Raw genomic sequence first — 1294 nt, 5'->3', positions numbered from 1 at the left:
CCCCCCCCCCCCCCCCCCCCCCCCCCCCCCCCCCCCCCCCCCCCCCCCCCCCCCCCCCCCCGCTTCCGGCTTCCCGGTGGCGTGACGGCGCGCCGTCGGGTGTTCGTTCGTGCGGGCTACAGTCCGACCTTCTTGACGCCGTAGGTGGCCTGCGCGGTGGTGAATCCCTCGTACTTGAGCTGCTTGATCAGCCCGGACCGGGAGAACGAGCCGAAGTCCAGGTATTCCTCGGCCTTCTTGGCGGCCTGTTCGTTCCAGTCGGCCTTCTGCGCGTCCACGCCGAAGGTGGCGTCCTTGGTGGAGAAGCCCTCGAACTTGAGCTGCTTGATCAGCCCGGTCCGGGAGAAGGCGGCGTAGTCCAGGTAGTCGGCTGCCTTCTCGACGGCGTTCTCCTGGGCGACGGTCAGCTTCTTGGTGGGCTGGGTGGTCGCCTCCGCAACGGGCTTGCTGGTGACGTCGGCCGCGGGCTTGGTGGTGACGTCGGCCGCGGGCTCGGTGGCCGGTTGCTTCGTGGCCGTGGTCGTCGTCACCGCGGTCGTCGTCGCGGCGGCGTTGTCCTTCGCGGCGTCGTCGCCTGCGGCGGCCACCGCACCGATGCAACAGAGTCCGGCCAACCCGGCCACGACCGCGAGCACGACCTTTCCGGTGTTCTTCTTCGGCGGCGCGACCGGCGGCGGGAAACCCGCGTAACCGGGCGGAACGGGCTTACCGGGCGGAACGGGCTGACCGGGCACTCCGGGCGGCGGGTACCCGGCCGGCGGCGGTGCCCAGCCGGGCGGCGGCTGCGGGACGGGACGGTTGGGGTCGAACGGCTGCTCGTTCGCGGGCGGGCCGGAGTAAGACATCATCATCCCTACACGACGGAAACAGAACTCGCGAGATGCCGGACCGCCGTCCGTAGTCATCGCCGCGTCAAGATTTAAACGAATCAACAAATCAGTACGGGTGAGTCGTTCGGCCACTTCCCCGCTCTCACCGGTCAGGCCGATCCCGTCTTCGGGGAAGATCCACAACCGATCGGCGGCCGCCGGCAGCCGTCCGCCCATTGCCCTCGGTCCCGTGGCGAGCCGCCGGGCGTCTCCATCGGGGACAGAAGAGGAGAGATCGGCCCCGGCGGCGCGGCGCGGGGCCGATCTCGGTGGCTGGCCGGCCAAGGATTCTGCGCTCCTCGACCCCCGTGACCAGCGCCGCCCATCGCTGGGAAGTTCCGGCGCTGTCGAGCGTCCACCTCGGCGCGGTGGCGTGGGCGGAGTCTGGACGAATTTGGACGCGCGGGTGACGCGGCGCACCGTGG

The 1294-nt window shown here is 71.0% G+C and carries 1 protein-coding gene; it reads right to left on the bottom strand.

What is annotated here, in order from left to right; translation table 11 throughout:
- Positions 1-116: 116 nt before the first annotated feature.
- Positions 117-845, bottom strand: coding sequence for an Ltp family lipoprotein (locus tag J5X75_RS43760; protein WP_208468478.1), 729 nt, complete (start codon positions 843-845; stop codon positions 117-119).
- Between the last annotated feature and the right edge of the window lie 449 nt (positions 846-1294).

Origin of the sequence: Actinoplanes flavus (genome assembly GCF_017592555.1) — a bacterium.
GTDB classification, from domain to species: domain Bacteria; phylum Actinomycetota; class Actinomycetes; order Mycobacteriales; family Micromonosporaceae; genus Actinoplanes; species Actinoplanes flavus.
Note: the sequence above shows the minus strand (reverse complement) of the source record. Positions and strands in the feature narration are given on the sequence as shown.

Excerpts from the sequence above, each read along its gene's own strand:
- J5X75_RS43760 (WP_208468478.1), bottom strand. The coding sequence starts at position 845 with ATGTCTTACTCCGGCCCGCCCGCGAACGAGCAGCCGTTCGACCCCAAC.